At 56.2% G+C, this 8,289-nt stretch carries 7 protein-coding genes and 2 pseudogenes; all 9 read left to right on the top strand.

All coding sequences use genetic code 11. From position 1 onward, the window contains the following. A pseudogene (locus ACR0KN_RS22250) lies at positions 1 to 210 on the top strand (IS6 family transposase); the annotation flags it as partial. A gap of 64 nt (positions 211 to 274) precedes the next feature. Beyond that, on the top strand, positions 275 to 646 hold the full coding sequence (locus tag ACR0KN_RS22245) for a cupin domain-containing protein (RefSeq protein ID WP_480656666.1): 372 nt from the start codon (positions 275 to 277) through the stop codon (positions 644 to 646). 137 nt (positions 647 to 783) lie between these two features. Beyond that, the gene (locus ACR0KN_RS22240; RefSeq protein WP_480656664.1) at positions 784 to 1,257 is read left to right on the top strand and encodes a VOC family protein; all 474 of its coding nucleotides are present in this window, start codon (positions 784 to 786) and stop codon (positions 1,255 to 1,257) included. Continuing rightward, positions 1,254 to 1,604, top strand: a complete 351-nt coding sequence (locus ACR0KN_RS22235; protein WP_480656662.1) for a hypothetical protein — start codon at positions 1,254 to 1,256, stop codon at positions 1,602 to 1,604. Before ACR0KN_RS22240 ends, ACR0KN_RS22235 begins: the two co-directional genes overlap by 4 nt. Positions 1,605 to 1,734: 130 nt before the next feature. Beyond that, a complete protein-coding gene (locus tag ACR0KN_RS22230; RefSeq protein WP_480656660.1) occupies positions 1,735 to 2,703 on the top strand; it encodes a carbon-nitrogen hydrolase family protein in 969 nt (322 codons plus the stop codon). A 42-nt stretch (positions 2,704 to 2,745) separates the two neighbouring features. Further along, positions 2,746 to 5,478, top strand: coding sequence for an aminotransferase class I/II-fold pyridoxal phosphate-dependent enzyme (locus tag ACR0KN_RS22225; RefSeq protein WP_480656658.1), 2,733 nt, complete (start codon positions 2,746 to 2,748; stop codon positions 5,476 to 5,478). A gap of 17 nt (positions 5,479 to 5,495) precedes the next feature. Beyond that, positions 5,496 to 6,944, top strand: coding sequence for a biotin carboxylase (locus ACR0KN_RS22220; RefSeq protein WP_480656656.1), 1,449 nt, complete (start codon positions 5,496 to 5,498; stop codon positions 6,942 to 6,944). A gap of 8 nt (positions 6,945 to 6,952) precedes the next feature. After that, complete coding sequence (locus ACR0KN_RS22215) at positions 6,953 to 7,945, top strand: C45 family autoproteolytic acyltransferase/hydolase (protein ID WP_480656654.1); 993 nt, start codon at positions 6,953 to 6,955, stop codon at positions 7,943 to 7,945. Between the two features lie 61 nt (positions 7,946 to 8,006). Next, a pseudogene (locus ACR0KN_RS22210) lies at positions 8,007 to 8,249 on the top strand (IS6 family transposase); the annotation flags it as partial. Positions 8,250 to 8,289 lie beyond the last annotated feature (40 nt).

Raw genomic sequence — 8,289 nt, 5'->3', positions numbered from 1 at the left:
AACCGCGTCGAGAATTCACATCTTCCTTTCCTACGATGCGAACGCGCGATGCGGCGTTTCAAGCGCATGCGAAATCGGCAGAAGTTCGCTGCCGTTCATTCCTTTGTTTAGAACCACATCAATTAGGAAAGATCGCTAGCAAGCCGAGACATCTTCAAGCTGACCCGCGCGGCCGCTCTTAGCGAGTGGCGTCAACTTTGTTCCGGATAGTTTCGCGGTTTCCCAGGCAAGCTGAGACTGGTTCGAATTCGTCTTACAGCACCTCCCTATCAGCATGTCGCACTTTTTCTCGTTCGAGATCGAAAGTGAGCAGACAGTGTTCTACGCTGCTGAAGAACTGACCAAGATCGGCAAGGACGGGCTGTCGCTGCGGCAGGTGGGATCAAACCTGCATGCGCGCGCGATGATGATCTTGCAGGAGACCTATGATCTTGGCGCCGACACAGGGCGGGTGATGTATGGCCATGAGGTGGAAGAGGGCGGTGCCGTGATCTCGGGCCGGGTCGATGTGACGGTGGGCGATCAACGCAAGGTTCTGGGGCCGGTCGATGCCTATTACTTCAACAGTCGCACGCCGCAACGGTTCCGGCAGGTCGGCCCCGTAGTCTGCCGGATCATCAGCGCCTGCACACCGCCAACTTTCTGAGCATTTGGAGTGAAAAATAAGCACTATGCATCATAGTGTTGCAGGCCCCGCCGGAATGAGCCACAGTATGATGCATAGTGCGGGAAATTCCTGCATGTCACTTAGGGCGACCGTCGCCCAATTCGGAGAGGACCGGAATGATGAAGAAGCCTGCCACTATGCCCCGTGGCTATCGTACCTGCACCGCGTCGCTTGCCGTTGGTGACGTACCCGCAGCGCTGCAGTTCTACGAAAGCGCCTTTGGCGCGAAGGTCCAGGCCTGTGATGTGGAAGAGGCTCCGGGATTTGCCACCATCAAGATCGGCAATTCGATGCTGTTTGTTACCGCCGGTTGGGGTGCGCATGGTCCCGCCGTTTCGGGCACGGTCACACCGGTTGGACATCACATGTATGTCGAAGACACTGACGCGACCCTCGCGACCGCGCTGGAAAATGGCGCCCGCCTGATTGCCGAGGCGACCGATACCTATTGGGGTGAACGCTGCTCTACAATCGCCGATCCCTTCGGCCATGTCTGGACGCTTGCGACCCGTATCGAAAACCTCAAACCGGCGGAGATCAGTGAACGGCGCAAGGCGCTGCTCGACGCCGTACAGACCGAGGCTGCATGAGCGTCGCACCGTTCCCAACATTCACGATCCGTCAAAACGATCTGGCGATTCTTGCTGCTGAAAACCGCATCGGAGACTACCCTGTCGCAGTGCGCACGGCGCGCGAGGTGGTCAGCGGCGGCTTTGCCAATCACTCGACGCATCCCAACACCTGGACGGTGTATTTTCTGGTCGATGGCCAATGGGCGTTGGTCGAATCCACCCGCGGTCTGCGGCGGGAATGGTCCAGCCTGGATCGCCTTGAAAAATGGCTGCGCAGTTGTGGCTTCCGTTTCTTCTGGGTCCGCAACGATATCGATTTTGTGGAAACTCTAACAGATGAAGCAGCCGAGGAAGAGGGTTTATGACGCCGGAATCTTCCAAAACAATTGGCCTGAGGACAGCAGGCTTGCGTGAATACACGATTTTGTGTTCCGATGAAGAGCGCCGGATCATAGCGGCGGTCGCAATCGGCGAGAAAATGAGAAGAAACGAAATATGACCCCCTTTGCGATAACCGGAATCCAGATGCATGTCGGCGCGTTGCAGTCGAATGTTGACGCTATGTTGCATCGGATCGACATCATGATGGCTCGGTTCCCCTGGACCCAGATGGCCTTGTTCAGCGAGCTGGCGCCTCATGGTCCGCTTGACCGGTTTGCCCAGCCCTTTCCCAATGACGACCTGTCGCGCTTTCAGGACGCGGCGCGGCGTTACGGGATCTGGCTGATCCCTGGCTCGATGTTCGAGAAACGCGAGGATGGGCGGATTTATAACACTTCCGTGGTGATCAACCCGGATGGTGAGATCGTTTCTAAATACTCCAAGATGTTCCCGTTCAAGCCTTATGAACAAAACATCGCCTCAGGCACCGAGTTCTGCATATTCGACGTGCCGGAAGTGGGCCGGTTTGGCCTGTCGATCTGCTATGATATCTGGTTTCCCGAAACAACTCGGCACCTGACTTCTCAGGGGGTTGAGGTTCTTTTGCATCCGGTCCTGACCGGCACAACCGACCGCGAGGCCGAGCTATCGATTGCCAAGGCGACCGCCGCGCAGTTCCAATGCTATGTGTTCGATGTGAACGGGCTGGCCGCTGGGGGCGTTGGCCGCTCGCTGGTCGTCGACCCATCGGCCACTGTGCTGCACCAATCGGCAGGGCAAGAGGACATCTTCCCCATCGAGATCGATCTGGATCAGGTCCGTCGCCAACGTGAAGTTGGACTGAAAGGTCTGGGGCAGGTTCTCAAGAGTTTCCGTGACCGCGAGGCGGACTTCCCGGTTTATGACCGTACCAGCGGGGCGGATGCTTATCTGCATACGCTGGGCCCACTGCGTATTCCGCAAAAAGGCGACGTTGCAGGTGTCGCTGCATCCGACCCCAGAACGGCGCTGGGATATAACGAAGACACCGCGACCAAGCCCGACAATCTGTATCTCTACAAAGGGCGCTCCGGCACAGACTGATACCAGCCCAACTTTTCGGTATCGGCAGAAAGGAAAAATTTCATGCACGGCATTTCCGATAGCGAAAAGCTCCACACTATCTCGGACTACTACAGCGCCTCACAGCTGAGAGCAGACCGATGGAGCGCGCTGCGGGAAACGGCCGAATCTCTGGATCAGGGCGGTAGCGAAAAAGATCGGGACCGGGCACGGCAATTGTTGCAGGCGCTGGCCCCGATCGAAGTGTATTTTGCGTTTCCGGGCGGTTCTGCATTCGATTATCTGCGCCGGTTGTTGGATCATGGCAACTTTGGCGATTTTTCAACCGCCGTGCGCCGGGTGTCGCGTGCGCTTACATCGGGGGCGTTTCGTCGCCGCTCGATCCCCCTGATCGCGGATGAAACCGAAGGCGATGAGTTCGAGGACGAAGCGGCCCAAAGCCACGAGGCCCGTGCACTGGGTCGGCCTTACTTCGAAGTGATGATCGTCGATAATGTCAACGAGCATCAAGAACGGTTCCTGCAAACCAGCCTGCAACGGATGCGCCGCAGCGAAGACCAGTTCATATATGAGACCGTTGTGGTTCCCAGCGTCGAGGACGCGCTGATCGGAGTTCTGTTTAACCAGAATGTGCAGGCTGTGATCGTCCGCCCGGGCCTGAGCCTGAAATCAAAGAACGAAACCAATGTTTTGGGTCGCTATATCAGTCTCTATGGCGAGGGCGCCGATCTTGATGCGCTGTCACCCTCGGAATACGGTCCTGAAACCTGCCGCCGGATCGGCATGCTTCGTCCCGAGCTGGATGCCTATTTGATCACTGACCGCTCGGCGGAAGATATCGCCGGTCTTGATCTCGGCCTGTGCCGGCGGGTGTTCTACAATCAGGAAGACTTTCTGGAACTGCACCTGAACATCCTGCGGGGGGTGCAAAGAAGGTACAAGACGCCGTTCTTCACAGCGCTCAAGGAATACTCCAAACAGCCCACAGGCGTGTTTCACGCAATGCCAATTAGTCGGGGTAAATCCATCAGCCGCAGCCATTGGATTCAGGACATGGGGGCGTTCTACGGATCGAACATCTTCATGGCTGAAACTTCTGCCACCTCGGGTGGGCTGGATTCGCTGCTGGAACCCAAAGGTCCGATAAAGGAGGCGCAAGAAGCCGCCGCTCGCGCCTTTGGCTCTAAACAGACCTTCTTTGCCACCAACGGAACATCGACCTGCAACAAGATCGTGGTGCAGGCGCTGGTCCGGCCCGGTGACATCGTGCTGGTCGACCGTGACTGCCATAAATCACACCATTACGGTATGGTGCTGGCGGGGGCGAGCGTGGTCTACATGGACAGCTATCCGCTGCACAATTACTCGATGTACGGCGCGGTACCGATCCGTGAAATCAAACATAAACTGCTGGCCCTGCGCGCTGAAGGCAAACTGGACCGGGTGCGCATGGTGCTGCTGACCAACTGCACCTTTGACGGCATCGTCTATAACGTCCAGCGGGTGATGCAGGAATGTCTGGCGATCAAGAAAGACCTTGTGTTCCTGTGGGATGAGGCGTGGTTTGGTTACGCCCGCTTTGCGCCCAATACCCGCGTACGCACCGCGATGCGTTCGGCCAATATTCTGCGAGAAGAGTTCCGCACCACCGAACACGCCGAGGCCTATGCGGCACAGCAAAAGGAACTGGAGGGCAAGGGAGATGACGCGTGGCTCGATACGCGCCTGATCGCACCACCGGACGCACGGGTGCGGGTCTATGCCACGCAATCAACGCATAAAACGCTGACCGCGCTACGGCAGGGTTCGATGATCCACGTCAACGACCAGCAGTTCAAAGGTGCTGTCGAAGAAGCCTTTCACGAGGCTTACATGACCCACACCTCGACCTCGCCCAACTACCAGATCATTGCATCGCTGGACGTGGGTCGCAGGCAGGTCGAGATCGAAGGGTATGAGTTCGTCCAGCGGCAGGTCGAAAGCGCCATGGCAATCCGCCGGGCGGTTACAACGCATCCATTGCTCAAGAAATACTTCCGGCTGGTCACCGCAGGCGACATGATCCCCGAGCAATATCGCGAAAGCGGCATGACCAGCTATTTCGACCCGGATCAGGGTTGGGCCGATGTCTGGGATTGCTGGGCCAAAGACGAATTCGTTCTGGATGCCACACGCATCACCCTGCATGTCGGCGCGACGGGCTGGGACGGCGATACGTTCAAGACGAAGATCTTGATGGATAAATACGGCATCCAGATCAACAAGACATCGCGTAATACCGTGCTGTTCATGACCAATATCGGCACCACGCGCAGTTCCGTCGCCTATCTGATCGAAGTGCTGGTCGAGATCGCCAAGGAACTGGACGATCTGATGGACGATGCGTCCAAGATGGAAAAGCGCGCCTTTGAAAAGCGCGTCAGAAACCTGAGCGAACACGTCCCACCGCTGCCCGATTTCAGCCGGTTCCACGATGCGTTCCGCTGTGAAAAAGGCACTGAGGCAGGCGACATTCGCACAGCGTTTTTCTTGTCTTATGACGAAGACAACTGCGACTATGTCGAGCCCGACAAAGACATGTTGGACCGGCTTGAAACAGGGGAAGAGATGGTCTCGGCCACATTTGTGATCCCTTATCCGCCGGGCTTTCCCATTCTTGTGCCGGGGCAGGTGATCAGTCCTGAAATCCTTAAATTCATGCAGGAACTGGACGTCTCGGAAATCCATGGATTCCGCGCCGATCTGGGCCTGCGCATATTTACCGAAGACGCTTTGAAAACAATCAAGAAATCATAAGGGACTGGGAGGACCATATGCCAAAGAAGGTGCTGAAAAACATCTCGGAAATCCGCCGGTATTTTCATACCAACAAGGACCCGATCTATTTTGTATCGGCGACCAATTTCAACTTGTTGGGGCTGGATGAATGGGTGATGAACTTTACCTATATCTGCTACATGGATTGCTTTGACGGTCGACATCCGAACGTGTTCGTCCCTTCCGAGATGCCGCATGACGAATTCCAGTCGATCGAAGACATCAATAACTATCTGTTGCAGCACAAAGAGGTCATTGATCTGATCAAACGGCGCGGCGGCAAGCCCAAGTTTGTCTTCTTGATGTTTGACGAAACCACCGAGGCGCTGGTTAAGGAGTTGGGTGGCCAGCTATGGTTTCCTAAGGCAAAGCTGCGCACCAAATGCGACAACAAGATCGAAACAGTTCGCATCGGCAATAAGGCGGGTGTACCTTCGGTGCCAAACACCCTGAGTGTGGTCAAAAGCTACGATCACCTGCGGAAAATCTGCAACAAGGCGGGTCTGGGCCACGATCTGGTGCTGCAATCCGCCTTTGGCGACAGTGGCCACACGACTTTTTTCATCAAGTCCGAGACCGATTTCAAAAAGCATGAGCACGAAATCGTCGGTGAAGGCGAGATCAAGATCATGAAGCGGATCGACTGTCGCGGGGCAGCCATCGAAGCTTGCGCAACCTCGGAAGGCACTATCGTTGGCCCGCTGATGACCGAGCTTGTGGGCTTCAAGGAGCTCACCCCTTATCGCGGCGGCTGGTGCGGGAATGAAATCTTCTCGACCGCCTTCCCGCCTAAGGCCCGCGAACAAGCGCGGCAACTGACCTTCCAATTCGGCGAGGAACTCCGCAAATCTGGCTATCGTGGCTATTTCGAACTCGACTTCCTGATCGACAAGAAAACCGACGAGCTTTGGCTAGGCGAATTGAACCCCCGCATCACCGGAGCCAGTTCGATGACCAACCACGCAGCCTTTGCTCATGCCGATGCGCCACTGTTCCTGTTCCACCTGCTGGAGTTTTCGAAGAAACCGTTCGAACTGGATGTCGAGGAACTGAATGCCCGCTGGGCTGACCCGGACATGATCGACAGTTGGTCACAGATGGTGATCAAACATACCGACGACAGTGTCGACCGCATCACGCAGGCCCCGCAATCGGGGATCTACAAGATGCTGGAAGACGGGCGTGTGGTGTTTGACCGGTTCGACTATCACCGCCGCGCTGTGGGCGAGAATGAGGCGTTTTTCCTGCGCATCTCGAATGTTGGTGATTACCGCTATGAAGGGGCTGATCTGGGCATTCTGGTGACGCGCGGGCGGTCGATGACCAAAGGTTTCAAACTGACTGACAAGTCGAAAAAGTGGATCCATGGGATCACTTCGGCTTATACGGCTGAACCTCTGCCCGCGGCGCAACCGATGGAAGACCCCGCGTTCAAAATCATGTAGAAAGTCCTATGACGCTTGTTTTTCGTTCCATCGACGAGGCGCAGCCCGGTCCCAAGCTGGCCGGGCTGTTTGCCGAGTACTGGCCTGCCTACCGCAAATGGTGGGCGCAAGAGGGGTATTCGGCCCGCCCCACCTATCGTGAGTGCCTGCGCGCCCTGCAAAAACATATGCCCGAGATCATGCCGCTGTATGAAGAGGTAGTTGAACTGGTCGGCGGCAGCGACAGCCAAGCGCGGTTTCTCAGCTTTTACTGCCCGCCGAAATACCTGTCGGGGTGCAGTCAGGCGGTCTGGCGCGGCAAGACACCTATTCTGGTGCGAAACTATGATTACCACCCCAAGACCTTCGATGCCGCCTTGCTTAGAACCCGCTGGGGTGAGCGTGGCGTGATCGGGATGAGTGATGGCGTACTTGGCCTGCTCGACGGAATAAACGATGCCGGTCTGACGGTGTCGCTGACGTTTGGCGGACGGCGCGAGGTGGGTGATGGGTTCGGCGTTCCACTGATCCTGCGCTATGTTCTGCAAACCTGCGAAACAACCGCTGAAGCGATTGAATGCCTAAGTCGTATTCCCTGCCACATGAGCTATAACGTCACCGTATTGGACGCAAAGTACAATCATGGCACGGTGTTTCTGGCCCCCGACCGGCATCCGCAAATCTCTGACGTGCCGGTGGCGACCAACCACCAGGGCCAGGTGGAATGGTCGAAACATGCACGCTTTACCGCTACGCTTGAGCGGGAACGGTTCCTGCTGAACCGTCTCAACCAGCACCCCGAAAGCGAAAAGCGGTTTATCGACGCTTTCCTGCGTCCGCCTCTCTATTCCACGGCATTCAGTTCGGGGTTCGGAACGCTCTATACTGCTGTCTACCGACCAGCAACAAAGCAATTGCAACTGGTATGGCCAGGGACGAGCTGGGATCTGTCGTTTAGTAACTTCAGCGAAGGAAAGGTCAGCCTGATGTTGCCGAAGGCGGAGGCTGAGGTCACATACTAGCCCGGGTCTTGTCAGAAGAACTTTGCTTGAGCGGGGTAGGGGTGTCGCGTAGCTTTTGCCCATGACCAATCCTGCCTCTATCAAGTACTTCAAAACCAGTTCCGAGATCATCCGCCTTGCAGTGATGCTGTACATCCGTTTCCCTCTTTCACTTCGGAATGTCGAAGATCTGCTGCACGAACGCAGGATCGACGTGAGCCACGAAACTGTCCGGTATTGGTGGAACAGGTTTGGCCCAATGTTTGCTGCTGAAATCCGAAGAAAGCGTGTTCAGCAGCTGCGCGTATTCTCCAAACGGAAGTGGTAAGTGGATGAGGTTTTTGTGAAGGTGAATGGTAAGCGGC

The organism is Ruegeria sp. AP7, assembly GCF_056539905.1.
This window is presented reverse-complemented; position numbering and strand designations above follow the sequence as displayed.